This is a genomic window from Pseudomonas songnenensis, from assembly GCF_003696315.1.
In the GTDB taxonomy this organism is placed as follows: Bacteria; Pseudomonadota; Gammaproteobacteria; order Pseudomonadales; family Pseudomonadaceae; genus Stutzerimonas; species Stutzerimonas songnenensis.
Genome location: NZ_RFFN01000004.1, coordinates 287102 through 311769 on the forward strand (window position 1 = coordinate 287102; position 24668 = coordinate 311769).

General features: G+C 62.6%; 23 protein-coding genes and 2 tRNA genes. 20 read left to right on the top strand and 5 right to left on the bottom strand.

Annotated features, from left to right (window positions below; genetic code table 11):
- Positions 1–53 precede the first annotated feature (53 nt).
- From EA798_RS13555 to EA798_RS13620, 14 genes are all read left to right on the top strand, one after another.
- Positions 54–1172: an oxidoreductase gene (locus EA798_RS13555; RefSeq protein ID WP_122099286.1), complete on the top strand. Its 1119-nt coding sequence runs from the start codon at positions 54–56 to the stop codon at positions 1170–1172.
- 178 nt (positions 1173–1350) lie between these two features.
- Positions 1351–1422 (top strand): pyrroloquinoline quinone precursor peptide PqqA, encoded by a 72-nt coding sequence (gene pqqA, locus EA798_RS13560; protein ID WP_003284930.1) that lies wholly within the window; start codon positions 1351–1353, stop codon positions 1420–1422.
- A 47-nt stretch (positions 1423–1469) separates the two neighbouring features.
- Positions 1470–2381 (top strand): pyrroloquinoline quinone biosynthesis protein PqqB, encoded by a 912-nt coding sequence (gene pqqB / locus EA798_RS13565; protein ID WP_122099287.1) that lies wholly within the window; start codon positions 1470–1472, stop codon positions 2379–2381.
- Between the two features lie 85 nt (positions 2382–2466).
- Positions 2467–3219: a pyrroloquinoline-quinone synthase PqqC gene (gene pqqC, locus EA798_RS13570; RefSeq protein ID WP_015277067.1), complete on the top strand. Its 753-nt coding sequence runs from the start codon at positions 2467–2469 to the stop codon at positions 3217–3219.
- 92 nt (positions 3220–3311) lie between these two features.
- Positions 3312–3590 (top strand): pyrroloquinoline quinone biosynthesis peptide chaperone PqqD, encoded by a 279-nt coding sequence (pqqD, locus tag EA798_RS13575; RefSeq protein WP_106154924.1) that lies wholly within the window; start codon positions 3312–3314, stop codon positions 3588–3590.
- A complete protein-coding gene (gene pqqE, locus EA798_RS13580; RefSeq protein ID WP_122099288.1) occupies positions 3562–4716 on the top strand; it encodes a pyrroloquinoline quinone biosynthesis protein PqqE in 1155 nt (384 codons plus the stop codon). The genes pqqD and pqqE overlap by 29 nt, the downstream gene beginning before the upstream one ends.
- Entirely contained in the window at positions 4713–6626 is a 1914-nt protein-coding gene (locus EA798_RS13585) for an alpha/beta hydrolase family protein (protein WP_122099289.1), read from the top strand. Before pqqE ends, EA798_RS13585 begins: the two co-directional genes overlap by 4 nt.
- Before the next feature lie 107 nt (positions 6627–6733).
- Positions 6734–7897 (top strand): alcohol dehydrogenase-like regulatory protein ErcA, encoded by a 1164-nt coding sequence (gene ercA / locus EA798_RS13590; protein ID WP_106154921.1) that lies wholly within the window; start codon positions 6734–6736, stop codon positions 7895–7897.
- Positions 7881–9578: a PAS domain-containing hybrid sensor histidine kinase/response regulator gene (locus EA798_RS13595; RefSeq protein WP_122099290.1), complete on the top strand. Its 1698-nt coding sequence runs from the start codon at positions 7881–7883 to the stop codon at positions 9576–9578. The genes ercA and EA798_RS13595 overlap by 17 nt, the downstream gene beginning before the upstream one ends.
- A gap of 51 nt (positions 9579–9629) precedes the next feature.
- Positions 9630–9974, top strand: a complete 345-nt coding sequence (locus EA798_RS13600) for a hypothetical protein (RefSeq protein ID WP_122099291.1) — start codon at positions 9630–9632, stop codon at positions 9972–9974.
- A 92-nt stretch (positions 9975–10066) separates the two neighbouring features.
- The gene (locus tag EA798_RS13605) at positions 10067–11320 is read left to right on the top strand and encodes a TolC family protein (protein WP_122099292.1); all 1254 of its coding nucleotides are present in this window, start codon (positions 10067–10069) and stop codon (positions 11318–11320) included.
- Positions 11317–12804, top strand: coding sequence for an efflux RND transporter periplasmic adaptor subunit (locus tag EA798_RS13610; RefSeq protein WP_122099293.1), 1488 nt, complete (start codon positions 11317–11319; stop codon positions 12802–12804). Before EA798_RS13605 ends, EA798_RS13610 begins: the two co-directional genes overlap by 4 nt.
- Positions 12801–15923, top strand: a complete 3123-nt coding sequence (locus tag EA798_RS13615) for an efflux RND transporter permease subunit (RefSeq protein WP_122099294.1) — start codon at positions 12801–12803, stop codon at positions 15921–15923. The genes EA798_RS13610 and EA798_RS13615 overlap by 4 nt, the downstream gene beginning before the upstream one ends.
- Before the next feature lie 113 nt (positions 15924–16036).
- Positions 16037–16918, top strand: coding sequence for a cation efflux transmembrane domain-containing protein (locus EA798_RS13620; RefSeq protein ID WP_122099295.1), 882 nt, complete (start codon positions 16037–16039; stop codon positions 16916–16918).
- 8 nt (positions 16919–16926) lie between these two features.
- Here the strand turns inward: EA798_RS13620 and EA798_RS13625 are convergent, their stop codons facing one another.
- Positions 16927–17643: a hypothetical protein gene (locus EA798_RS13625; protein ID WP_122099296.1), complete on the bottom strand. Its 717-nt coding sequence runs from the start codon at positions 17641–17643 to the stop codon at positions 16927–16929.
- A gap of 206 nt (positions 17644–17849) precedes the next feature.
- Between EA798_RS13625 and gacA the strand changes: the two genes are divergently transcribed.
- The 6 genes from gacA to EA798_RS13655 all read left to right on the top strand — a co-directional run bounded on the left by gacA (position 17850) and on the right by EA798_RS13655 (position 21559).
- A complete protein-coding gene (gacA, locus tag EA798_RS13630; protein WP_003284948.1) occupies positions 17850–18494 on the top strand; it encodes a response regulator transcription factor GacA in 645 nt (214 codons plus the stop codon).
- A complete protein-coding gene (gene uvrC, locus EA798_RS13635; protein ID WP_122099297.1) occupies positions 18494–20317 on the top strand; it encodes an excinuclease ABC subunit UvrC in 1824 nt (607 codons plus the stop codon). Before gacA ends, uvrC begins: the two co-directional genes overlap by 1 nt.
- 33 nt (positions 20318–20350) lie before the next feature.
- Positions 20351–20908 carry a CDP-diacylglycerol--glycerol-3-phosphate 3-phosphatidyltransferase gene (gene pgsA / locus EA798_RS13640; RefSeq protein WP_106154912.1) on the top strand — a complete coding sequence of 186 codons (558 nt, stop codon included), beginning with the start codon at positions 20351–20353 and terminating at the stop codon, positions 20906–20908.
- A gap of 69 nt (positions 20909–20977) precedes the next feature.
- A tRNA-Gly gene (locus EA798_RS13645) sits at positions 20978–21053 on the top strand.
- Positions 21054–21099: 46 nt separating this feature from the next.
- Positions 21100–21173 (top strand) — tRNA-Cys (locus tag EA798_RS13650).
- A 140-nt stretch (positions 21174–21313) separates the two neighbouring features.
- On the top strand, positions 21314–21559 hold the full coding sequence (locus tag EA798_RS13655) for a hypothetical protein (RefSeq protein ID WP_122099350.1): 246 nt from the start codon (positions 21314–21316) through the stop codon (positions 21557–21559).
- Here EA798_RS13655 and EA798_RS13660 read toward each other — a convergent pair whose 3' ends face one another.
- From EA798_RS13660 to arsB, 4 genes are all read right to left on the bottom strand, one after another.
- Entirely contained in the window at positions 21560–21742 is a 183-nt protein-coding gene (locus EA798_RS13660) for a PLDc N-terminal domain-containing protein (RefSeq protein WP_204156840.1), read from the bottom strand.
- A gap of 123 nt (positions 21743–21865) precedes the next feature.
- Positions 21866–22096, bottom strand: coding sequence for a thioredoxin family protein (locus EA798_RS13665; RefSeq protein WP_003284956.1), 231 nt, complete (start codon positions 22094–22096; stop codon positions 21866–21868).
- A gap of 8 nt (positions 22097–22104) precedes the next feature.
- Complete coding sequence (locus EA798_RS13670; RefSeq protein ID WP_122099298.1) at positions 22105–23481, bottom strand: permease; 1377 nt, start codon at positions 23479–23481, stop codon at positions 22105–22107.
- A 97-nt stretch (positions 23482–23578) separates the two neighbouring features.
- Positions 23579–24658 (bottom strand): ACR3 family arsenite efflux transporter, encoded by a 1080-nt coding sequence (gene arsB / locus EA798_RS13675; RefSeq protein WP_122099299.1) that lies wholly within the window; start codon positions 24656–24658, stop codon positions 23579–23581.
- Positions 24659–24668: the final 10 nt, after the last annotated feature.

The following is a 24668-nucleotide window of genomic DNA, read 5'->3' on the forward strand; positions in this document are numbered from 1 at the left end:
CGATACGCCTCCCATCAGCATGCCCCCAATATCGGCTGGATAAGGAGAGCACCATGTCGCAGCTGTTCGAACCCTACACACTGAAGCATCTGAGTCTGCGCAATCGTGCAGCAGTCGCACCCATGACCCGAGTCAGCGCCGAAGCTGAAGGTGCCGCCAACGAGCTGATGCGTGACTACTACGCATCGTTCGCCAAGGGTGGGTTTGCGCTCGTCATCAGCGAAGGCATCTATACCGATACGGCCTTCAGCCAGGGCTACTTCAACCAGCCGGGGCTTGCTACCGACGCGCACCGGGATAGCTGGCGGATAGCCGTCGACGCCGTGCACGACGCTGGAGCCGCTTTCGTTGCCCAACTCATGCACGGGGGCGCGCAGACCCAGGGCAATATCCACCATGCCCGCCATATTGCGCCTTCGGCCGTGCAGCCCAGCGGGTCCCAGCTGACCTTCTACGGCGGCGAGGGTCCTTATGCGACTCCGGCCGAAATGAACGATCAGGAGATTCAGGAGGCCATCCAGGGATTTGCCCAGGCCGCGCGCCGTGCGCGCGAGGCTGGGTTCGACGGCGTCGAACTGCATGGCGCCAATGGCTACCTGCTGCACGAGTTCATCAGCGCCGAATTCAATCAGCGACTTGATCAGTGGGGCGGCGACTACCTGCAGCGCCTGAATATGCCTCTCGCGGTTATTCGCGCCGTGCGCGCCGAGGTTGGTGATGAGTTCGTGGTTGGAATGCGCCTTTCCCAGAGCATGGTGTGCAACGCTCAACTGAAATGGGAGGGTGGAATCGAGGAGGCGCGCCAGCGCTTCCGCGCACTGGCCGATGCCGGGCTCGATTATCTGCATCTGACCGAGCCTGATGCCGCTGCACCGGCGTTTGGCGAGGGGCCGAGTTTCGCTGCCATCGCCAGGAGCTGCGTCTCCATCCCCGTCATTGGTAACGGCGGCATCGTCACCGGCGAGCAGGCAGAGGGCTTGCTCGATCGTGGTGACATGGACCTGGTTGCCGTAGGCAAGGCGGCGCTGGCGAACAATGACTGGCCACAGCGTATCCAGCAGGGATTGGCGCTCAGCAAGTTCGACGGCGCGATGTTCGTTCCCATGGCGACGATTACCAACGAACTTGCCTGGCGAAACGCCAATGATCGGCCCGCGCTGGGTTCGGGTTGACAGCCTCTCGCCACAGGCGTTAGCTGAAAGAGAAACGGTGTAACAACGGACGGCCGTCTGTCGGGCACTACCAAGGCACGGCGCTGTCTCCTTCCAAAGTACCATTCTGCTTCAGGCAGAACAGGGGGCTTAATTGGGCTGTCGGAATCTTCCGGCACCATAAAAAGAGGACCGACCTATGTGGACTAAACCCGCCTTCACCGACATGCGTATTGGTTTCGAAGTCACCATGTACTTCGCAAACCGTTGATCGATCAGCCCCGGCTCCGGCCGGGGCTTTGCTTTTGGGGGCTGTCCATGTTTATCCGAATTCTCGGTTCCGCCGCGGGTGGAGGTTTTCCGCAGTGGAACTGCAACTGCGCCAACTGTGCCGGCCTGCGCGCCGGCACGCTCAACGCCAAGGCGCGTACGCAGTCGTCCATCGCCATCAGCGACAACGGTGTCGACTGGATTCTATGCAACGCGTCGCCGGACATCCGCGCCCAGCTGGAGTCCTTCCCGACCCTGCAGCCGGCCCGTGCGCCACGCGATACCGCCATCGGTGCGATCGTCCTGCTGGACAGCCAGATCGATCACACCACCGGCCTGCTGACGCTGCGCGAAGGCTGCCCGCATGAAGTCTGGTGCACCGAGATGGTCCATCAGGACCTGACCACCGGCTTCCCGCTGTTCAACATGCTGGAACACTGGAACGGCGGCCTGAAATGGAACCCCATCGCCCTGACCGGCAGCTTCAGCATTCCCTGCTGCCCGAACCTGCATATCACGCCGATCCCGTTGCGCAGCTCGGCGCCGCCGTATTCGCCGCATCGTAACGATCCACATCCCGGCGACAACATCGGCCTGCTGATCGAGGATCGAAAAACCGGTGGCACGCTTTTCTATGCGCCGGGGCTGGGCAAGGTCAGCGACGAGTTGCTCGAAACCATGCGCCAGGCCGATTGCCTGCTGGTTGACGGCACCCTGTGGCGCGATGACGAAATGCAGGTGCGCGAAGTCGGCACCAAGCTCGGCAGCGAAATGGGGCATCTGCAGCAGAGCGGCCCGGGCGGCATGATCGAGGTGCTCGATGGCATGCCCGCGGTTCGCAAGATCCTCATTCACATCAACAACACCAATCCGATCCTCGACGAGGATTCCGTCGAGCGCGAAATCCTCGGTGAGCACGGAATCGAAGTCGCCTTCGACGGCATGAACATCGAGCTGTAGCGACGCGCTGCCAAGCGCGGCTACAGGCCGTGAGGCATCACGCGCAAAGAACAACGGAACGAGAAGAAAAAGGAACGACACCGTCATGAACCTGCCAGCCATGAGTCCCGCCGAATTCGAACAGGCGCTGCGCGCCAAAGGCGAGTACTACCACATCCATCACCCGTTCCATCGGGCCATGTATGCCGGCCAGGCGACGCGCGAGCAGATTCAGGGCTGGGTCGCCAATCGCTTTTACTACCAGGTCTGTATCCCGGTGAAGGACGCGGCGATCATGGCCAACTGTCCGGACCGTGATACCCGGCGTGAGTGGATTCAACGCATCATCGACCATGACGGTGCGCCAGGCGAAGAGGGCGGCATCGAGGCGTGGCTGCGGCTGGCCGAAGCGGTCGGCCTGGATCGCGAGCAGGTGTTGTCGCAGGAACTTGTGCTGCCCGGCGTACGCTTCGCGGTGGACGCATATGTCAACTTCGCTCGCCGCGCCAGCTGGCAGGAAGCCGCGAGCAGCTCGCTGACCGAGCTCTTCGCTCCGACCATCCATCAATCCCGTCTGGATAGTTGGCCACAGCACTACCCGTGGATCGATGCATCCGGCTACGACTACTTCCGCAAGCGACTGAAGGAGGCGCGCCGCGACGTCGAGCACGGCCTGCGCATCACGCTGGACCACTACCGCACCCGCGACGCGCAGGAGCGTATGCTGGAAATCCTGCAGTTCAAGCTCGACGTGCTGTGGAGCATGCTCGACGCCATGAGCATGGCCTACGAGCTGGATCGCCCGCCGTACCATACCGTGACCCGCGAGCGGATCTGGCACAAAGGCATCAGCGTCTAGGAGCGCGCGTCCACAGGTGGGCTCAGCCCACCGTCAGCGCGCACAATTGATTTGGCCGGGCTGCCCGCCTGCCTAATGGCGAGACAACGACCATGAGCGATATCCAACTGACCGAGATTCCAGCCTTTCGCCGAGGTTACCGCTTCCAGTGGGAGCCGGCGCAGAACTGTCATGTACTTCTCTACCCGGAAGGCATGATCAAACTCAACGAAAGCGCCGCGGCAGTGCTGACCGAGGTGGATGGAACCCGCAGCGTCGGCGCAATCGTCGCCGACCTGCAGGCCCGCTACCCTGAGGCCGAAGGGATTCAAGAAGATATCGTCGCGTTTCTGGAGGTCGCCGTTGAACGGTTCTGGATCGAGCTTCGCTAAACCCGGCTACGAGCCCGGCCCGCCGCTCTGGCTGCTGGCAGAGCTGACCTATCGCTGTCCGCTGCAGTGCCCGTACTGCTCCAATCCGCTGGACTTCGCCCGCAGTCACGACGAGCTGAGCACCGCCGAGTGGATCGACGTATTTCGCCAGGCGCGCGAAATGGGCGCGGCCCAGCTCGGCTTCTCCGGCGGTGAGCCGCTGGTGCGCCAGGATCTCGCCGAGCTGATCGCCGCAGCGCGCGGGCTCGGCTACTACACCAACCTGATCACCTCAGGCATCGGCCTCACCGAAGAGAAGATCGCCAGCTTCGCCGAGGCTGGCCTGGACCATATCCAGATCAGCTTTCAGGCCGCCGACGAGGAGGTGAACAACCTGCTTGCCGGTTCGCAGAAAGCGTTCGCTCACAAGCTGGAAATGGCCCGTGCGGTGAAGAAGCACGGCTATCCGATGGTGCTCAACTTCGTCACCCATCGGCACAACATCGACAACATCGAGCAGATCATCCGTCTGTGCATCGAGCTCGAGGCCGATTTCGTCGAACTGGCGACCTGCCAGTTCTACGGCTGGGCCGAGCTGAACCGTGCCGGATTGTTGCCAAGCAAGGAGCAGCTGGTGCGCGCCGAGCGCATCACCAACGAGTGGCGCGACAAGCTCGCCGCGGAAAACCATCCGTGCAAGCTGATCTTCGTCACGCCCGATTACTACGAGGAACGCCCGAAGGCCTGCATGAACGGCTGGGGCAATCTGTTCCTTGACATCACCCCGGACGGCACGGCGTTGCCTTGCCACAGTGCGCGGCAATTGCCGGTGGAATTTCCCAACGTGCGCGAGCACAGCATCGAGCACATCTGGCGACACTCCTTCGGCTTCAACAAGTTCCGCGGCTATGACTGGATGCCCGAGCCTTGTCGTAGCTGCGACGAGAAGGAGCGCGACTTCGGTGGCTGCCGTTGCCAGGCTTTCATGCTCACCGGCGACGCGGCCAATGCCGACCCGGTGTGCAGCAAGTCGATGCATCACGACATGATCCTTGCAGCGCGGGCGCAGGCCGAGCATGGCGCCCTGGGGCTCGAGCAGCTGCAACACCGCAACGAAAAGGCCTCCAGGCTGATCCTCAAGGTATGAGTTGCACCACTCCCAGTCCAGGTTCTGACCGCTCGCCCTACGGTTTCTGGCCCAGCGATTGGAGTGCTGAAGCCGCGGCGGTCGCCAGCCGGGACTATGCGGAGCTGCGTGCCGGGCACGGCGGGCTGTACTGGGTCGAATATGACCCGTCTCATGGGCGCTGCACGCTGTGGTTCTGGCAGAGCGGCAGTGCGCACTGCCTGACCCCCGAGGGGTTTTCGGTTCGCAGCCGCGTTTACGAATACGGCGGCGGCGCGTTCTGTCTGACCGCGAAGGGGCTCGCCTTCGTAAACGAGGCGGATCAGCAGATCCATCTGCAGGCGACCGAGCCTACCGGCGGGGCATCACATCCCGTGGCACTGACTGGTCGACCCAACTGTCGATACGGCGATCTGCAGCATGATCACCACGCCGAAGCGATCATCGCGCTGGAAGAGACCCACGGTGCTGATGGCGTCGAGCACCGTCTGGTTGCCCTGGCCCTTGCCGATGGCGCCCGCGAGGTGGTCGTCGAAGGCGCTGATTTTTATTCGTCTGCGGCCCTCAGTCCGGACGGAACACGGCTGGCCTGGATCGAATGGGACAGGCCAGAGCAGCCCTGGACGGCGACGCGTCTGTGCGTCGCCACGCGCATGCCAGATGGGCGTTGGGGTGACAGGTGCGTCCTGGCTGGCGCAGCGGGCGGAGAATCCCTGCAGCAGCCGCGCTTTGCCGCCGATGGTCGATTGCATTGCCTCAGCGACCGTTCGGGCTTCTGGCAGCCATGGGCCGAGGTGGACGGAACACTGGTGAGGCCTTCGAGCCTTGCGCACGCCGGCGCGGATTACGATTGCGCCCCGGCGCCCTGGCAGCTGGGCACCACCAGTTATCTGCCGCTTAGCGACGGCGATCTGCTGTTGACCCACATGGTCGACGGCTATGGCTGGTTGTTCGAGCACGCTAACAACGGCAGCCCGCGCCAACTGGCCACGGAATTCACGCGCTGCCGTCAGCTTGCTGCGAACGACCGCCATGTGTTCTGCATCGCCGGCTCGCCGGAGCGAACTCCTGCTGTACTGGCTATCGAGCGTGCCAGCGGTACGCTGCATATCCTGGCAGGTGGGGCGATGCCGCTGGCGACCGATCAGTTGTCACGTCCACAACCGCTGCGTTTTGCAACCGGAGAAGATGAAGTCGCCCATGCCTTCTTCTATCCGCCGCGCAACGCACATTGCCACGCTGAGGCCGATACATTGCCGCCGCTGGTGGTGTTCGCCCACGGTGGTCCGACGTCGGCGAGCTACCCCGTATTCGATCCGCGCATCCAGTTCTGGACGCAGCGTGGCTTCGCCGTCGTCGACGTCAACTACCGCGGCAGCAGTGGCTTCGGTCGCGCCTATAGGCAGCGCCTGCGCGAGCAATGGGGCGTGGTGGATGTGGAAGATGCGTGCCAGGCGGTTCGAGCACTCGTGGGGCAGGGGGCGGTTGATTCGCGGCGGGTGTTCATCCGCGGTTCCAGCGCTGGCGGCTATACCGCGCTGAGCGCGCTGGCCGCCACCGATCTGTTCCGCGGCGGAGCCAGCCTGTATGGCGTCAGCGATCCGCTGGCCCTGCGTCGGGCGACGCACAAGTTCGAGGGTGACTATCTGGACTGGTTGATCGGCGATCCTCAGCAGGTACCGGAGCGTTTTCGTGAGCGCGCGCCGTTGTACAACGCCGAGCGCATCACCGCTCCTGTCATTTTCCTTCAGGGCGGTCAGGACGCCGTCGTGCTGCCGGAACAGACGGAATCGATGGTGGCGGCTTTGCGCAGCCGTGGTATCACGGTCGACTATCGGCTGTATCCCGACGAGCGCCACGGCTTCCGCCAGGCTGCCAATCTGGCGGATGCGCTGGAGCGGGAATGGCGCTTCTATCAGCGCCTGCTCTAGCTCTTTCCGCCAGACGGGCGCAATCGCCCTCCATTAGGCGCATTGCATTGGCCGAGTAATGCAGTAGGCTTGCGCCAGTTGTTACAAAAAATAAAAAGGCCGCAGTGATGAGCCCGAATATCAGCCTTCAGCGCAAGTTCGTATCCCCTGAAATCATCTTCGGTGCGGGTTGTCGTCATAGCGTCGGCAATTGCGCCGCCAATTTCGGTGCGCGCAAGGTGTTGCTGGTGTCTGACCCAGGCGTGGTTCAGGCCGGGTGGGTGGCCGACGTGCAGGCCAGCCTCGAACGGCAGAACATCGGACATTGCCTGTTCACCGGGGTATCACCAAACCCGCGTTGTGAAGAGGTGATGCTCGGCGCCGAGCTTTACCGTAGCGAAGGCTGCAACGTCATCGTTGCAGTTGGCGGCGGCAGTCCAATGGATTGCGCCAAGGGCATCGGTATCGTCGCAGCCCATGGCCGTCACATTTACGAGTTCGAAGGCGTGGACACGCTGCGCGTGCCCAGCCCGCCATTGATCCTGATCCCGACCACGGCCGGGACATCGGCCGATGTCTCGCAGTTCGTGATCATTTCCAATCAGCAAGAGCGGATGAAGTTCTCCATCGTCAGCAAGGCCGCCGTGCCGGATGTTTCGCTGATCGACCCGGAAACCACCCTGAGCATGGACCCGTTTCTTTCGGCCTGTACGGGCATCGATGCGCTGGTGCATGCCATCGAGGCCTTCGTTTCGACTGGCCACGGCCCGCTGACCGACCCCCATGCCCTGGAAGCCATGCGGCTGATCAATGGCAATCTTGTACAGATGATCGCCAATCCGGCCGATATCGCCCTGCGCGAGCAGATCATGCTTGGCAGCATGCAGGCCGGTCTGGCCTTCTCCAATGCGATTCTTGGCGCGGTACACGCCATGTCCCACAGTCTTGGCGGCTATCTCGACCTGCCGCACGGTGTGTGCAATGCGGTCCTCGTCGAGCACGTGGTCGCGTTCAATTACGATGCCGCGCCGGACCGCTACCGCATGGTTGCCGAAACTCTGGGGATCGACTCCCGCGGGCTGAGCCACCGGCAGGTGCGTGAACGGCTGGTGCAGCACCTGATCGATCTCAAACAGCAGATTGGCTTCAGAGAGACCCTTGGCCTGCACGGCGTGAACCTTTCGGATATTCCGTTCCTCTCCCAGCATGCGATGCAGGATCCGTGCATTCTCACCAATCCACGCTCGTCGACGCAGCGGGACGTCGAGGTCGTCTATGCCGAAGCCCTCTGATGACCAGCATCAGGCGCTGACGCAGCTGCTTGGTTTTGGTAGCCATTCGGCCCGCAAAAGCCATTATCCGGAGCTGGTGGCCCGGCTGGAGGAGCTCGAAGCCGAGCGCAATCGCTACAAATGGCTGTTCGAGCACGCCGTGCACGGCATCTTCCAGGCCAGCCTGCAGGAAGGCATCCGGGCCGCCAATCCGGCACTTGCGCGCATGCTGGGCTACGAAACCCCGGAAGACGCGCTGTGGACCCTGACCGATCTTTCCCATCACCTGTTCATCGGCGGTGAAGAAGAGCTGCGTCAGATTCGTCATACGTTGAGTCAGCAGAACGGGCTGTTTGGCTACGAGACGCGCCTGCGCCGCAAGGATGGCAGCGCCATCTACGTGATCATGAATCTGTTGCTCAAGCCGGACGAAGAGGGGCTGGTCGAGGGCTTCGTCGCCGATGTGACCGAGCGCAAGCTGGCGCAGTTGCGTCTGTTGCAGCTCAACGAAGAGCTGGAGCAGCGCGTCGCCGAACGTACCTGCGAATTGCGCGAGGCTCGTGATGCGGCGGAGGCGGCCAATCTGAGCAAGGACAAATACCTCGCTGCGGCCAGTCACGACCTGCTGCAGCCGCTCAACGCGGCGCGCCTGCTGATCTCGACCCTGCGTGAACGCCAGCTGCCGCAGAGTGAGTTGCATCTGGTCGAGCGGGCGCACCTGGCGCTGGAGGGCGCCGAAGACCTGCTTACCGATCTGCTCGATATTTCCAAGCTCGATCAGGCCGCCATCAAACCCGACATCGATGCCTATTCGCTTGACGACATCCTGCTGCCGCTGATTTCCGAGTTCCAGCCGGTCGCTGCGGCGAAGGGCCTGCAGCTGTCCCATTACCTGCCGCGTTGCGCCATCAGCTGCGATTTCCGCTTGCTGACGCGGATTCTGCGCAACCTGCTAAGCAATGCCTGCCGCTATACCGACGTCGGTGGCGTGCTGCTGGGCGCGCGCAAGCGTGGCGACATGTTGCGTATCGAAGTGTGGGATACCGGCCGAGGCATCCCGGAGCAGGACCTGCATTCGATCTTCCTCGAGTTCAACCAGCTCGGCGTGAGCCGCGCGGCAGAACGCAGCGGCGTTGGATTGGGGCTGGCGATCGTCGACCGGATCGCCAACATGCTGGACTACCGTGTGCTGGTGCGCTCGCGTCCAGGGCGTGGCTCGGTGTTCAGTATCGATGTACCTGTGGCCGCGACTGTACCGCCGCGAAGCGCTGTCACACCGGTGATCGCACCCCAGCTCGGTGACCCCTTGCCCGGCCGGCGCTTGCTGGTGATTGATAACGAAACCAGCATTCTGCACAGCATGGCGGCGTTGCTCGAGCAGTGGGGCTGTACGGTGCTGACCGCGACCGACGAGCAAACCGCCCTTGCGGCGCTGGGCAATGTCGCTCCGGATGCGATTCTTGCGGATTATCACCTTGACCATGGCAGCACTGGCTGGGATGTCGTGCTGGCGCTGCGAGCACGTTTTTCCGCGCGACTGCCGGTGGTGATGATCACCGCCGATCGCAGCGATCAATGCCGCCGCCAGCTGCAAGGTGTCGGCGTGCCGGTGCTGAACAAGCCGGTCAAGCCTGGAAAGATGCGTTCTGTGCTCAGTCATCTGCTGGGCGACGACGGAACGGGTGGGGCGAATGACGTCTGAGACGATCTGGATCAAGTTTCCCGAAGACACCAGGCGGTTAGACTGCTGCCCATGAAAGCCTGTCTGCGTCTGTTTCTCGTCCTGCTGATCAGCGTTGCGCTTCCCGTTACCGGGATGGCGGCACTGCAGCTGAGCGCGGAGCCGTGCCAGATGCAGGATGATTCGCAGGTGTCCGAGCACGTCGGGCATCCGCTCGTGGTGCAGGATGACGACGAACATGCGCACGATGGAAACCCGTTGTGTGAAAGCGGCCACCAGTGCAAGTCCGGCAGCATGCTGCAGTCCACCGTGCTCAAACCGGGTCTCGGCGCATCGGTGCCATTGCTCGTCCTGAGCCATTCCGAGTTTTTTCCTGCCCGCTCCGGCGCCGATGTCTGGCGTCCACCGCGTCACTGATTCCTTCGCTGACCTGACTCGCCCCGCATTCATGCGTTGAGGCGCTGTAAGCATGCCGCTGCGGCATGCAGGAATATCGAGGAATCCACTCCATGAACTTCCAAGTCATAGGGAAGTATCGGCCCGTCGCCGCCTTGGCCTGCATTTGCGCATTCGCCTGGCCTGTCGCCGCTACGGGTCTGACCTTCGACGACGCCCTCAGCCTTGCACAACAGCAAGCACCGTCATTGCGAGCCGAGGCGTCCAGGTTGAACGCAGCGCGCAGCGAGGCCATTGCTGCAGGTGAGCTACCGGACCCGAAGCTGCTGCTCGGCGTGCAGAACCTGCCCGTCGAGGGCGCTGAGCGCTGGAGCCTCACCGACGATGGGATGACCATGCGTATGGTTGGCCTGATGCAAGAGGTACCCAATCGGGACAAGCGCAAGGCGCGTACCGACGTGGCCCACGCCGCGGTCGGACGTGCCGATGCGGCGCGTGAGGTCGAAACCCTCAGGGTGCATCTGGCGGCGGCTCAGGCGTGGATCGCTACCCACTCGGTGGAGCGCAAGATTCAGCTCTTCGATGAGCTGTTCGAGGAAAACCGCCTGCTCGGCGAAGCGATTCGGGCACGTATCGCCGGTGGGCGAGGGCAGCTGACCGACAGCGTCACCGCGAGGCAGCAGGCAGCCCTTCTGGCAGAGCGCCAGGACGAACTGCATCAGCAATATCGCCAGGCCCGCGCGGCGCTGGTGCGCTGGGTTGGCGAGGCTGGCAACCAGCCGCTGCGTGGTGAGTCGCCACAGTGGACGATTGGGCACGACCAGTTGATCCGTCGCGTCGCCAGCCATCCTCAGCTGAGCGCCTATGCACCGATGACCGAAGAGGCCCGGGCACGCATTCGCGAGGCGACCGCCGAGAAGCAGATCGACTGGAGCTGGGAGGTCAGCTACCTCAAGCGCGGTCGCGAGTACGGCGATATGGTCAATCTGCAGTTCAGCTTCGATCTGCCAGTGTTCCAGCGTTCGCGGCAGAACCCGCGGATCGCCGCGCGCTATGCGGAGCTCGACCAGCTGGAGGCAGAGCGAGAAGCCATGGTGCGTGAGTTCGCCGAGCAGCTCGACGTGGAGCTGGCTGAGCTGGAGCGCCTGCAGCGCGCCCAGCAGCGAAACGAAGAGGTGCTGCTGCCTCTTGCGCGGGAAAAGACCGAACTGGCCATGGCTGGCTACCGGGCCGGCACCAATGACCTGGAGGCGGTACTCGGCGCACGCAATGAGCTGATCGAAACCCGCCTGAAACAGATCGACCTGCAAGGACTGGTGGCCACCGCCGCGTCGCGGCTGCACCTCGCCTACGGAGACGCCAAATGAGCCGGAATACGTTTGCAAACCTCAGCTTGGCCGCTCTGACAGCGATGCTCGGTGGCGCTGCCGGTTATTGGCTTGCCAGTCAGGACGAGCACGGTGCAGAGCATCTGGACAAAACTGTAGTGAGCCAGGCCCAGGTGTTGTACTGGTACGACCCGATGGTGCCGCAGCATCGCTTCGATAAACCGGGTAAATCGCCATTCATGGATATGGATCTGGTGCCACGTTATGCCGGCGAGAGTGGCGACGCGGCAGCCATCAGCATCGATGCCGGCATCACGCAGAACCTTGGCGTGCGTCTGGCATCAGTGACGCGCGGGCAGTTGGCCAGCCAGATCGAAGCGGTTGGCGTGCTCGAATACAACGCGCGCGATGTGGCCGTGGTTCAGGCCCGCGCGGGCGGCTTCGTCGAGCGTGTCTACCATCATGCCCCGGGTGATCTGCTCGACAAGGGCGCCCCGCTGGCCGATCTGCTGATTCCCGAATGGTCGGCCGCGCAGGAGGAGTACCTGGCGCTACGCCGTATTGGCGAACCGGCACTGTTGGACGCTGCCCGCCAGCGGCTGCGTCTGGCTGGAATGCCAGCGGCGACCATCAGTCAGCTTGAGCGCAGTGGAAAGGTCAGTGCTTCGATCACCATCGTCACCCCCATTTCCGGCGTACTGCAGGAGCTCGACGTGCGTGAGGGCATGAGCCTGGCGGCCGGTGCGCCGCTGGCGCGGATCAATGGCCTGGACAGCGTCTGGCTGGAAGTTGCCGTGCCGGAGGCGCAGAGCACAGGGATAGGCGTAGGGCAACGAGCTACCGCGCGCCTGCCGGCCATGCCAGGGGAGCGTATCGAAGGCACCATCACTGCCGTGCTGCCGGAGGCCAATGCCGCCAGCCGTACCCTGCGCGTGCGCGTGCAGCTGCCCAATCCGCAAGGCCTGCTGAGGCCCGGGCTGACCGCGCAGGCAACCTTGAATGGCGCAGACAACACTTCGGCTCTGCTGATCCCCAGCGAGGCCGTGATCCGGACCGGTCGGCGCAGCCTGGTGATGCTCGCCGAGGCCGGTGGCCGTTACCGGCCGGTAGAGGTCGTAACGGGCCGCGAGAGCGCAAGCCAGACCGCCGTCGTCGCAGGCCTCGAAGAAGGGCAGCAGGTCGTGGCCTCGGGGCAGTTCCTGCTGGATTCGGAAGCCAGCCTGCGCGGAATCGTGGCGTCGCCGCCTTCCGACGATACGGGGCACGCGCACGATCATGCGCAGGTCGCACCGGCGCTGCATGAATCCGAAGGCCGCGTTCTTGCGCTGGACGAAAACCGGGTGAAGATCGCCCATGGACCGTTCCATACGCTGGGCATGCCGGGCATGACGATGAGCTTCGCGGTGGCCGACACGGCGTTGCTGCACGGTGTCCAGGCGCAAGACCGGATTCGTTTCGCCGTGCGGGAAACCGATCAGGGCTTGTTGATCGAGCGCGTTCAGCTCGTGGAGAAGCAGCCATGATCGCCGCATTGATCCGCTGGTCCGTGCTGAACCGGTTTCTCGTGTTGCTGGCGACCCTGCTGATGACTGCCGTGGGGATCTGGGCGGTACGAACCACGCCAATCGATGCACTGCCAGACCTCTCGGATGTGCAGGTCATCATCCGCACGCCTTATCCGGGACAGGCACCGCAGATCGTCGAGAACCAGGTGACCTACCCGTTGACCACAACGATGCTCTCGGTACCCGGAGCCAAGACTGTGCGAGGCTATTCGTTCTTCGGCGACAGCTTCGTCTATGTGCTGTTCGAGGACGGCACCGACCTGTACTGGGCACGCTCGCGGGTACTGGAGTATCTGAGCCAGGTTCAGAGTCGCCTGCCGGCCAGCGCCAAGCCCTCGCTCGGGCCGGATGCCACCGGTGTCGGCTGGATCTACCAGTACGCGCTGGTCGACCGCAGCGGCAGGCATGATCTCGCTCAGTTGCGCAGCCTGCAGGACTGGTTTCTCAAGTACGAGCTGATCACGCTGCCAAACGTGGCTGAAGTGGCGACCATCGGCGGCATGGTCAAGCAGTACCAGGTGGTGCTCGATCCGTTGAAGATGGCCAGCCTTGCCATAACCCAGGCCCAGGTGATCGAGGCCATCGGTATGGCCAATCAGGAAACCGGCGGCGCCGTACTGGAGCTGGCGGAAACCGAGTACATGGTGCGCGCCTCGGGCTACCTGCAGACCCTTGATGACTTCCGGCAGATTCCTCTGCAGCTCAGCGCCAAGGGCGTGCCGGTTACGCTCGGTGATGTTGCGCATGTGCAGCTCGGCCCTGAGATGCGTCGGGGTATCGCCGAACTCGACGGGGAGGGGGAAACCGTTGGCGGCGTGGTCATCCTGCGCAGCGGCAAGAATGCACGGGAAACGCTTGCCGCCGTGCACGGCAAGCTCGAGGAGCTGAAGCGCAGCCTGCCAACGGGTGTCGAAATCGTCACCACTTACGACCGCAGTCAGCTGATCGATCGCGCGGTGGAAAACCTGAGCGTCAAACTGCTGGAGGAATTTATCGTCGTCGCGCTGGTGTGCGGCATCTTCCTCTGGCACTTGCGCTCGTCGCTGGTGGCCATCGTTTCGCTTCCCATCGGCGTACTGATCGCTTTCGCGGTGATGCGCTACCAGGGCATCAACGCCAACATCATGTCGCTCGGCGGGATCGCCATCGCCATTGGCGCGATGGTTGATGCCGCTGTGGTGATGATCGAGAACGCGCACAAGAAGGCCGAGGCCTGGCGCCACGCCAATCCCGGCAAGGCGCTGGCAGGCGAAGAGCATTGGCGGGTGATGACCAGCGCAGCAGAGGAGGTCGGCCCTGCGCTGTTCTTCTGCCTGCTGATCATTACCCTGTCGTTCATCCCGGTATTCACCCTCGAGGCGCAGGAAGGGCGTCTGTTTGGGCCGCTGGCGTTTACCAAGACCTACGCGATGGCGGCCGCAGCCGGGCTTTCGGTGACGCTGGTACCGGTGCTGATGGGTTACTGGATTCGCGGCAAGTTGCCGGACGAGGCGCGTAACCCACTCAATCGCGGGCTGATCCGGGTCTATCGTCCCGCGTTGGACAGGGTTCTGGAGCACCCGAAGATCACCATTGCGGTCGCCGTGCTGATCCTGGCTACGACGCTATGGCCGATGTCGCGTCTGGGCGGCGAGTTTCTTCCGCCCATGGACGAGGGCGATCTGCTCTACATGCCTTCGGCGCTGCCAGGCCTTTCGGCACAAAAGGCAGCCCAGCTGCTGCAGCAGACCGACCGGATGATCCGCACGGTTCCGGAAGTCGAAACGGTGTTCGGCAAGGCGGGGCGCGCCGAGTCGGCCACCGACCCGGCCCCACTGGAGATGTTCGAGACCACCATCCGTTTCAAGCCGCGCGAGCAGTGGCGCGCTGGCATGACGCCGGAGAAGCTGGTCGATGAGCTGGATCGGGCTGTTCAGGTGCCCGGTCTGACCAATATCTGGATACCGCCGATTCGCAACCGAATCGACATGCTTGCCACCGGCATCAAGAGCCCGATCGGGGTGAAGATAGCCGGCGCCAATCTGGAAGAGATCGATCGTGTCAGCCAGCAGGTGGAAGCCGTTGCCAAGCGCGTTGCGGGTGTCAGCTCGGCGTTTGCCGAGCGCCTGGTCGGCGGGCGTTACATCGATATCGATATCGATCGCCGGGATGCGGCGCGCTACGGCCTCAACATCGCCGATGTGCAATCCATCGTTTCCAGCGCCATCGGCGGCGAAACCGTTGGTGAAACCGTCGAGGGTCTGGCGCGCTACCCAATCAGTGTGCGCTATCCGCGAGAATGGCGGGACACGCCCCAGACACTGGAGGAGTTGCCCATCCTGACGCCGCAGGGCAGCCAGATCACCCTTGGCAGTGTGGCACGGGTACGGGTCAGCGACGGCCCGCCAATGCTGCGTAGCGAGAACGCTCGGCTAGCCGGTTGGGTATACGTGGACGTGCGCGGCCGCGACATCGCTTCGGTCGTTGCCGACCTGCGCGCAGCGATCAGCGCCGATGTTGCCTTGCCCCCCGGCATGAGCCTGAGCTATTCGGGGCAGTTCGAATTTCTCGAGCGTGCCAACGAGCGGCTCAAGCTGGTCGTGCCGGCGACCTTGCTGATCATCTTCGTACTGCTTTACCTGACCTTCAGTCGTCTGGATGAGGCCGTGCTGATCATGCTCACGCTGCCTTTCGCGCTGACCGGTGGGGTCTGGTTCCTTTACCTGATGGGCTTCAACCTCTCGGTGGCCACTGGCGTTGGCTTTATCGCACTGGCCGGCGTCGCCGCGGAGTTCGGCGTAATCATGCTGTTGTATCTGAAGAATGCCTGGGCCGAACGGCAGCGCGACGGGCTGCACGATGAGGCGGCGCTGTGCGATGCCATCCGTGAAGGTGCGGTGCAGCGTGTGCGGCCTAAGGCCATGACTGTCGCGGTGATCGTCGCCGGGTTGCTGCCGATCCTGCTGGGTGCCGGTACCGGTAGCGAGGTGATGAGCCGCATAGCTGCGCCCATGGTCGGCGGGATGCTGAGCGCGCCCCTGCTCTCGCTCTTCGTGATTCCGGCTGTTTATCGCCTGATGCGCAAACCAAGGGGGTGAGCCGCAGGAAACGCTGCGCTGTGTTGTAGGACCTGCGCGCCGCTATGATGAGGCGCATTGTTACAGTGCCCTGGTCGAGCAGGCTCGGCGTGGTGGCAGCAGGGGAGGGAAAGATGAGTTGTGCTGATCATGACTGCGGCTGTGGGCCGGCCGCTGCGAACAAACCAGCAGGCGAGCCGGAGCCCGGTGCCGGGCGCTGGGTCAGCGTGTATCGCGTGCCGAAAATGGATTGCCCCGCCGAAGAGCGGATGATCCGTATGGCGCTCGCCAGCTGCGAGGGTGTCCGCCAACTGGCCTTCGATCTACCCAACAGGACATTGACAGTTGTCCATGACTGCAGCGTCGATCCGCTCAGCGAACGTCTGGTGGCCTTGGGGCTGGGCGCCAGGCTTACGCAGACCCAGGCAGCAGAAACTGCGCCTGGCGTACGTGTCGGCAGCACCCAGGAGCAGGAAGCGGCCACGCTGAAAGTCCTGCTGGCGATCAACGCCATCATGTTCATCTTCGAGCTGGTGGCCGGGCTGGTAGCGCAGTCGACCGGGTTGATTGGCGATTCGCTGGACATGTTTGCCGACGCCGCTGTGTACGGGGTCGCGCTCTATGCGGTCGGCCGGGCTGCACGGTTGCAGATGCGTGCGGCACAGCTGGCCGGTTGGCTGCAGGGGCTGTTGGCGCTCGGCCTGCTGGTGGAGGTCGGCCGGCGCTTTTTCTCGGGCAGCGAGCCGCAATCACTGATGATCATGGCTGTGTCCTGCGTGGCGCTGATCGCCAATGTCGCTTGTCTCCTGCTCATCGCCAGGCACCGCGACGGCGGTGTTCACATGAAGGCCAGCTATATCTTTTCGGCCAACGACGTGCTCATCAATGTCGGCGTGATCGTAGCTGGCGGCCTGGTCGCGTGGACCGGGTCGAACTACCCGGACCTGTTCATCGGTGGCCTGATCGGCCTGGTCGTCCTGCTTGGCGCGAGACGCATTCTGGCGCTGCGCGCGTAGGTGATTCGTTACAGCATCAATAGCAGCAGCGAGTAGCCGAGCGAGCCGAGCAGGAACGCGCCGAATCGACTGTTGCGCTCGCCGGGCAGCTCTTCTTTGAGCACGTTGAGAATGATCGCGCCGGCGATGAACGCGGTGACGGCCGAGACGCCCAGTTCCGATAGCTCGATGGTCGCACCGAAGGCCCAACCGACCAGTGTCGCGCTTGCCAGAATCCAACGCCCGCGACGGGCGAAGAGGCCTTGATGGTCGTGTTGAAGGGCCACGTCATTGACCATGAAATGCAGCGCCATGGCTACGGTGTACCAGACCAGTTCAAGCGTCTGGCCCGGGTCGCGGTTGGCCAGGATATAACCGATCAGCGCGTTGTAGCCGGCGAATGCGCCGACGTGCAGCCAGAACACGCTGGCGTGCGACGGTTCGTTGTCGGAGCGTTCACTACGGTGCTGCTTTATAAGCCGTTCCAGTCCGTAGAAGCAGGCCAGACCAAGCAGGGCCAGCAGATAAGCGTGGTGTTCCAGATAGCGCAGCGGATGGAACCCGCTATCCTCCATCACCTGCTGTCCTTGAGCCAGTTCAGGGAGCAGGTGAATGAACACATAGGCGACGGCAACGCCGCCGGCGGCGGAAAGCCATCGGCTACGTGGCAGCTGGTGCAGCTCGTTTAGCCTTCCGGCCAGCACGTGCGTAGCCGTCAGTGCCAACGCGGCGATAAGCGTGAGCATGGAAAACCCTAGCGGCGGTCATCCGATTGTGACTTTGGCCGTCCAGCGGTGTTCAGTGTGCAGTTCGTCGGCCGGTCGATGTGGACTAATGATCTCGATCAGTTCCCTGTGTCTTGATCGGCCAGGCCGATGATTTTTTTGTTAGAGTTCGCTCCTGAAAAAGCGAGCAGCCAGCCAGCTTTTAATACGGTCAATGAGGTGTCTGCTTGATTAGGGTGCTGGTGGTCGATGACCACGATCTGGTTCGCACGGGCATCAGTCGTATGCTGGCGGACATCTCCGGACTACAGGTAATAGGTCAGGCCGATTCCGGCGAGGACGCGATCCGCAAGGCTCGGGAGCTCAAGCCCGACGTCGTCCTGATGGACGTCAAGATGCCGGGTATCGGAGGCCTCGAGGCGACCCGCAAGCTGCTGCGCAGCTATCCAGATCTCAAGGTCATCGCCGTCACCATCTGTGAGGAAGATCCGTTCCCGACGCGCCTGCTGCAGGCCGGGGCAGCGGGTTATCTGACCAAGGGTGCGGCCCTGGAGGAGATGGTGCAGGCCATTCGCATGGTGTTTGGCGGCCAACGCTACATCAGCCCGCAGATCGCCCAACAGCTGGCGCTCAAGTCGTTCCAGCCGCAACTCAGCGAGTCGCCGTTCGACCTGCTCTCCGAGCGGGAAATCCAGATCGCGCTAATGATCGCCAACTGCCAGAAAGTGCAGAGCATCTCCGACAAGCTCTGTCTCTCGCCGAAAACGGTCAATACCTACCGCTATCGCATCTTCGAAAAACTGTCGATTACCAGTGATGTCGAATTGGCCCTGCTGGCGGTTCGTCACGGGATGGTCGACACCGTCAACTGATGACAGAAACCTTCGACTCATCGGCGTTCCTGGCGGCTTGCAGCGGCCGTCCGGGCGTTTATCGCATGTTCGATGCGCAGGCCAAGCTGCTGTATGTCGGCAAGGCCAAGAACCTCAAGAAGCGCCTGGCCAGCTACTTCCGCAAGACGGGGCAGGCGCCCAAGACCGCAGCCCTGGTGGCCAAGATTGCGCAGGTCGAGACCACCATCACCGCCAACGAAACCGAGGCGCTGCTGCTCGAGCAGACGCTGATCAAGCAGTGGCGGCCGCCGTACAACATCCTGCTGCGTGACGATAAGTCCTATCCCTATGTGTTTCTTTCAGCCGGCGAATTCCCCCGACTGAGCATTCACCGCGGCGCGAAGAAGGAGCCCGGGCGTTACTTCGGGCCTTACCCCAGTGCGGGAGCGATCCGCGAAAGCCTGAGCCTGCTGCAGAAGGCCTTCTTCGTGCGCCAGTGCGAAGACAGTTACTACCGAAACCGCACGCGGCCTTGCCTGCAGTACCAGATCAAGCGCTGCAAGGCGCCCTGTGTGAACCTGGTCGAGCCGGCGGAGTACGCCGAAGACGTACGCCATTCGGTGATGTTCCTCGAAGGGCGCAGCAATGCGCTGGCCGAAGAGCTGTCACGCAACATGGAAAAGGCGGCTGTTAGCCTGGATTTCGAGCGCGCCGCGGAAATTCGCGATCAGATCGGCATTCTGCGCCGGGTGCAGGACCAGCAGAGCATGGAAGGCGGCACCGGCGACGTGGATATCGTCGCCGCAGTGGTGAGCCCGGGCGGCGCCTGCGTGCATCTGATCACCGTGCGCGGCGGCCGCGTGCTGGGCAGCAAGAACTTCTTTCCACAGGTGGCCATCGAGGAAAGCGTCAGCGAGGTGCTGCAAGCCTTTCTGGAACAGTACTACCTGGGCGCTACGGAACGCGACCTGCCGGGCGAGCTGATCGTCAATGCCGTGCACGAGGATTTCGCCACTCTGATCGACGCCATTTCCGAGCTGCGCGACGTAGAACTGACCATCACTCATCGCGTCCGGGGTACGAGAGCACGCTGGCAGCAGCTGGCGTTGACCAATGCCGAGCAGGCGATGGGCGCGCGCCTGGCGAACCGACAGCACCTTTCGGCACGCTTCGAAGCACTGGCCGAGGCACTGGAGCTCGACGAGCAGCCACAACGTCTGGAGTGCTTCGATATCAGCCATTCCAGTGGCGAGGCGACGGTAGCATCCTGCGTGGTGTTTGGCCCGGAAGGCCCACTCAAGTCCGACTATCGCCGCTACAACATCGAAGGCGTTACCGCGGGCGATGACTATGCAGCGATGCATCAGGCGCTGTCCCGGCGCTTTCGCAAGGCGGCGGAAGGCGAGGGCAAGTTGCCGGATATCCTGCTGGTCGACGGTGGCAAGGGCCAGCTCAATATGGCGCGCGAGGTGCTTGAGGAGCTGGCGGTGCCGGAGCTGATCCTGCTCGGCGTGGCCAAGGGGGTCACCCGCAAGCCTGGCCTGGAAACGCTCTACCTCAACGACGCGGCCCACGAATTCACCCTCCCGGCCGACTCACCGGCATTGCACCTGATCCAGCAGGTGCGCGACGAGGCCCACCGTTTTGCCATAACCGGTCACCGTGCCAGACGCGGAAAAGCGCGGCGGACGTCGACGCTGGAGGAGGTTCCCGGCATCGGTCCGAAACGCCGCCGCGAACTGCTTACGCATTTTGGCGGTCTTCAGGAACTGTGCAGAGCGAGCCTGGATGAGATCGCCAAGGCTCCCGGTATCAGCAAAAAGCTCGCCGAGTCGATTTATGCGGCTCTGCACAGTGAGTAAACTGTCCCCGAATTCCGCCGATCAGTGGTACCGATGAATATCCCGAACCTGCTCACCGTTCTACGCGTGCTGCTGATACCCATCTTTATTTTGCTGTTCTATCTCCCGTTCTACTGGAGTTACCTGGCTGCAAGCGCCGTGTTCACGGTGGCGGCGCTGACTGACTGGCTCGACGGCTACCTGGCGCGCCGGCTTGAGCAGAGCACACCGTTCGGTGCCTTTCTCGATCCGGTCGCGGACAAGCTCATGGTGGCGGTGGCCCTGGTGCTGCTGGTCGAGGAGCACTCCAACCTCTGGTTGACGCTGCCGGCCGCTATCATCATCGGTCGGGAGATCGTCGTCTCGGCACTGCGCGAGTGGATGGCCGAACTGGGCGCCCGGGCCCAGGTCGCGGTGTCGAACCTGGGCAAATGGAAGACCGCCGCGCAGATGGTGGCGCTGGTTATCCTGCTTGCCAATCCGCCGCAGCCGACCATCTGGGTAGGCCTGGGCTACGCGCTGTTGATTGTGGCGGCTGGGCTGACGTTGTGGTCGATGATCAATTACCTGATGGCTGCCTGGCCGCACCTGAGCACCACCGAAAAGAAATAAAAACTTTTTTAATCAAAGGGTTGACGGCAGCCTTCGATCGTATAGAATGGCGCCCGTCACCAAGACAGCGCGGGAATAGCTCAGTTGGTAGAGCACGACCTTGCCAAGGTCGGGGTCGCGAGTTCGAGTCTCGTTTCCCGCTCCAGTTTGTAAGATCGCGCCGCAGTAATCATGCGGCGCCTTCGTTTTGAGGCCGGTTGGCAGAGTGGTTATGCAGCGGATTGCAAATCCGTGTACGCCGGTTCGATTCCGACATCGGCCTCCATATTGAAGAGCCCCAAGCAATTCGTTGCTTGGGGCTTTTTCTTTGCGCGACAGAAATTGCGGGACCTTCGGGCTCGACAGCAGGCGGTTCTACAGAGGCTATCTATACTTTCTCAGCGCCTTTTGCGCGGGAGAATAGCCATGCGCCGTCTCACAGCTTTTGCTTTTGCCATCCTCTTCAGCTCGCCGCTGTTGGCGATGCACTGCCCCATGGATATGGCCAAGATCGACGAGCAGCTCAGGACCAATCCGCCCAAGGATACGGCCACGCTGCAGCAGGTTCGGGAGTTGCGCGCCGAGGGCGAGCAGTTGCATCAGGCCGGCAAGCACGCCGATTCGGTAAGGGTACTCGGCAGGGCTCTGTATCTGCTTGGCCTGAAGCCCTGATCAGCGGGCGCGGCGCAAGCCGACCAGCAGCCAGAACAGCAGTCCCAGAATCGGAAAGACAGCGATGCCGATCGCCCAGAGCGCTTTTGCGCCTACGGTTCGGTCGCTTTTGAATACGCTGATGACCGCGAGCAGATTCAGGGCTATCAGGGCCACTGCGGCCGCGATAGCCAGATACGTCATCGAATCGGACACTTCTCATTCTCCTGGCAGCTCACCTTGTGAGGCCGTGAACCAGGCAGAACGGTTCCGTTCGGCAAAGCAATGCCGTGGCGCCGGTGCGACACGGTAGATGCACCGCGTCACTCAGCCAAGCAGTTGTTGGAGCTCATCACTGCTAGGCACCTTGCCTTCCACAACGATTTCTTCGTCTATTGCCAGCGCCGGGGTGCGCATGACGCCCGCGTCGATGATGGCGTTGACGTCGGTGACCTTTTCAACCTCGAAATCGAGCCCAAGACGCCGCGCGGCCGCTTCGGCGTTGGCGGTGAGTTGCTGGCACTTGGCGCAGCCGGATCCATAGACCGTCAGTTTCATCGTCGTTCTCACATCAGTTGGCCATAGAGATAACCGCTGAGCGTGGCCATCACCACCACCAGCGAGCAGTACACAATCGTTTTCTGCGTGCCGAGCACGGTGCGGATGACCAGCATGTTCGGCAGTGACAGGGCGGGACCCGCGAGAAGAATTGCCAGCGCCGGCCCCTTGCCCATTCCGGCGCCTAACAGACCCTCCACAATTGGCACTTCAGTCAGTGTGGAAAAGTACATGAACGCGCCGAGAACCGAGGCGAGCAGGGTGGAGGTGAAACTGTTGTCGCCGACTGCCCATACCACCCATTCGCTGGGAACCAATCCTTCATGGCCGGGCCGACCGAGCAGCATGCCGGCGATCAGCACGCCAGCCAGCAGCAACGGCATGATCTGTTTGGTGAAATCCCAGCTTTGGCCCACCCATTCCTGGCCTGCGGCATTCTCGCGACTGGCCTGCAACATCAGGCCGGCAATGCCGATGACCATGGCGAGTTCCGGCCACTGAGGTTTGAGTAAGGCACTTGCCGCGACCAACGCCCCGGTAACCAGCAACGGCCGCACCGACCATCGCCAGCGGCGTACCAGTAGCGTCGCGAGCAATATGGCGAGTACCGCGGAAATCGGCCATTTCCAACTGAACACAGCCATCCATGCGGCGCTGTCAGCTCTTGCCCAGTTGGCGAAGACCAGGATGCCAATCATCAAGCCGAACAGCGCCACGATGTCAGCGATCGGGTGGCCGTTGTCGTCATCGGTGAAGCCGCGCGCGCCTTTGGCTGCACGTGCCGCCTCCTCATGGCGGTAGAGCAGATGCATGATGGCGCCAATCACCAGGGCAAAAACGATAGCGCCGACGGCTCGGGCAATTCCCAGCTCGGCTCCGAGTACCTTGGCGGTCACCACGATGGCCATCACGTTGATCGCCGGCCCTGAATAGAGAAACGCAATCGCTGCGCCCAGCCCTGCGCCACGCTTGTAGATACCGCCGAACAACGGCAATACGGTGCAGGAACATACTGCGAGAAGCGTACCGGCGACGGATGCCACGCCAAAGGCCACCGGTTTCGGCGAAGCTGGGCCAAGGTGCTTCATCACGGCGCCCTGGCTGATGTAGACGGCCATCGCACCAGCGATGACGAATGCCGGCAACAGGCAGAGGATCACGTGCTCGCGGGCGTACCACTGGGTCAGCCGCAGGCCTTCCAGTACCGCGTTTTCGAAGCGCGGCTGGCCCATCGGCAGGAAGAAGATCAACAGGAACGCGGCGCACATGCCAAGCAGCACCTTCACCTCTGCCGGGTGGCCACGCCAGAAGTTGCCCAGATGCCTTCTTAGCGAAGGCGGGGTGTGGCCGGCTGGTACAGTGGGCTCGTGCGCGGGGCTGTCCATTTCTAGGGTCCTGTCAGACATCTCGTAAGGATGTTAGTCGGCTTGCGCCGAGCCCTGCTGATCAAGGTCAAGTGCTGATGAATGTTTCCCTGGTGGATCAGCGAGCAGGCAGCGCTCGGTTATACCAGTCGCGGCTGCGGTTGATGTTGCGCACCAGCCATAGCATGACCGGCACCTCGATCAGCACGCCGACCACGGTTGCCAGTGCGGCTCCGGAATTGAAGCCGTAGAGCACGATGGCGACGGCGACGGCCAGTTCGAAGAAGTTCGAAGCACCGATCATCGCGGACGGGCCGGCTACATCGTGGCGAACCCGGAAACGGCGATTGAGCCAGTAGCCGAGCCCGGCGATGAACAGGGTCTGCAACAGGATTGGTACGGCGAGCATGGCGATGATCAATGGCTGAGCAACGATCGCCTCGCCCTGAAAGGAGAACAGCAGAACCAGCGTTGCCAGCAGCGCGACGATGGAAAACGGCTGCACCTTCGCCAGTGCCGCTTGGAAGGCCGGTTCGCCACGTTTCATCAGCCGGCCGCGGATGAACTGGGCGATGGCCAGCGGAATGACGATGTACATCACTACTGACAGCAGCAAGGTATCCCAGGGCACCGGAATGGAAGAAACGCCCAGCAGCAGCGCGACGATCGGCGCGAAGGCGAACACCATCACCACGTCGTTCAGCGCAACCTGGGTCAGGGTGAAGTTGGCGTTGCCGTTGCAGAGATTGCTCCACACAAAGACCATCGCGGTGCAGGGAGCGGCGCCAAGCAGAATCAGGCCGGCCATGTAGCTATCGAGTTCGGTAGCCGGTAGCCAGGGTGCGAAGACATGCTTGATGAACAGCCAGCCAAGCAGTGCCATGGTGAATGGCTTGACCGCCCAGTTGACGAACAGCGTGATGCCCATGCTCGCCCGTTGGGCATAGACCTCCCTCAGCGCCGAGAAATCGATCTTCATCAGCATCGGGATGATCATCACCCAGATCAGCAGACCGACCGGGATGTTCACATGGGCGACTTCCAGCGCACCGATGGCCTGCGCAGCATCGGGCAGGCTGAGGCCGAGGAGGGTACCGGCGACGATGCAGAGGAAAACCCAGAGCGTCAGGTAACGCTCGAAAAAGCCGAGTGGGGCGCCGGCGGCTTGCTTGCCGACCACTTCACATTGACTGGACATCGCTAATTAC

Bases quoted from the DNA above. Each gene is read 5' to 3' on its own strand.
- EA798_RS13555 (WP_122099286.1), top strand. From the start codon at position 54: ATGTCGCAGCTGTTCGAACCCTACACACTGAAGCATCTGAGTCTGCGC.
- pqqB (WP_122099287.1), top strand. From the start codon at position 1,470: ATGTTTATCCGAATTCTCGGTTCCGCCGCGGGTGGAGGTTTTCCGCAG.
- pqqC (WP_015277067.1), top strand. From the start codon at position 2,467: ATGAACCTGCCAGCCATGAGTCCCGCCGAATTCGAACAGGCGCTGCGC.
- pqqD (WP_106154924.1), top strand. From the start codon at position 3,312: ATGAGCGATATCCAACTGACCGAGATTCCAGCCTTTCGCCGAGGTTAC.
- EA798_RS13585 (WP_122099289.1), top strand. From the start codon at position 4,713: ATGAGTTGCACCACTCCCAGTCCAGGTTCTGACCGCTCGCCCTACGGT.
- ercA (WP_106154921.1), top strand. From the start codon at position 6,734: ATGAGCCCGAATATCAGCCTTCAGCGCAAGTTCGTATCCCCTGAAATC.
- EA798_RS13595 (WP_122099290.1), top strand. From the start codon at position 7,881: ATGCCGAAGCCCTCTGATGACCAGCATCAGGCGCTGACGCAGCTGCTT.
- EA798_RS13600 (WP_122099291.1), top strand. From the start codon at position 9,630: ATGAAAGCCTGTCTGCGTCTGTTTCTCGTCCTGCTGATCAGCGTTGCG.
- EA798_RS13605 (WP_122099292.1), top strand. From the start codon at position 10,067: ATGAACTTCCAAGTCATAGGGAAGTATCGGCCCGTCGCCGCCTTGGCC.
- EA798_RS13610 (WP_122099293.1), top strand. From the start codon at position 11,317: ATGAGCCGGAATACGTTTGCAAACCTCAGCTTGGCCGCTCTGACAGCG.
- EA798_RS13615 (WP_122099294.1), top strand. From the start codon at position 12,801: ATGATCGCCGCATTGATCCGCTGGTCCGTGCTGAACCGGTTTCTCGTG.
- EA798_RS13620 (WP_122099295.1), top strand. From the start codon at position 16,037: ATGAGTTGTGCTGATCATGACTGCGGCTGTGGGCCGGCCGCTGCGAAC.
- EA798_RS13625 (WP_122099296.1), bottom strand. From the start codon at position 17,643: ATGCTCACGCTTATCGCCGCGTTGGCACTGACGGCTACGCACGTGCTG.
- uvrC (WP_122099297.1), top strand. From the start codon at position 18,494: ATGACAGAAACCTTCGACTCATCGGCGTTCCTGGCGGCTTGCAGCGGC.
- pgsA (WP_106154912.1), top strand. From the start codon at position 20,351: ATGAATATCCCGAACCTGCTCACCGTTCTACGCGTGCTGCTGATACCC.
- EA798_RS13655 (WP_122099350.1), top strand. From the start codon at position 21,314: ATGCGCCGTCTCACAGCTTTTGCTTTTGCCATCCTCTTCAGCTCGCCG.
- EA798_RS13660 (WP_204156840.1), bottom strand. From the start codon at position 21,742: ATGACGTATCTGGCTATCGCGGCCGCAGTGGCCCTGATAGCCCTGAAT.
- EA798_RS13665 (WP_003284956.1), bottom strand. From the start codon at position 22,096: ATGAAACTGACGGTCTATGGATCCGGCTGCGCCAAGTGCCAGCAACTC.
- EA798_RS13670 (WP_122099298.1), bottom strand. From the start codon at position 23,481: ATGGACAGCCCCGCGCACGAGCCCACTGTACCAGCCGGCCACACCCCG.
- arsB (WP_122099299.1), bottom strand. From the start codon at position 24,658: ATGTCCAGTCAATGTGAAGTGGTCGGCAAGCAAGCCGCCGGCGCCCCA.